The organism is Microbacterium sp. GbtcB4 (genome assembly GCF_019091465.1).
Classification (GTDB): Bacteria; Actinomycetota; Actinomycetes; order Actinomycetales; family Microbacteriaceae; genus Microbacterium; species Microbacterium paraoxydans.
Genome location: NZ_JAGXJJ010000536.1, coordinates 1 through 237, shown reverse-complemented (window position 1 = coordinate 237; position 237 = coordinate 1). Strand labels below are relative to the sequence as shown.

The following is a 237-nucleotide window of genomic DNA, read 5'->3' as shown; positions in this document are numbered from 1 at the left end:
CCGCCCGCGGCGGCCGGGTCGCCTACGCCACGGGTTTCACCGGCCTCGGGGCCGGCGCCGCCCGGTTCGCTGCGGACGTGATGCTCGACAAGCTCGCCGGCGAGGAGACCGAGCGCACGCAGCCCCGGATGGTGCGCGAGAAGCCGATCCCGTTCCCGCCGGAGCCCGCCGCGTCCGTGGGCACCAACCTCGTCCGCGCCGCGATGGACAGGGCGGATCACAACGAGGGGCGCCGGA

At 76.4% G+C, this 237-nt stretch carries 1 pseudogene; it reads left to right on the top strand.

The window, feature by feature from the left end:
- A pseudogene (locus KVS71_RS18740) lies at positions 1 to 237 on the top strand (FAD-dependent oxidoreductase); the annotation flags it as partial.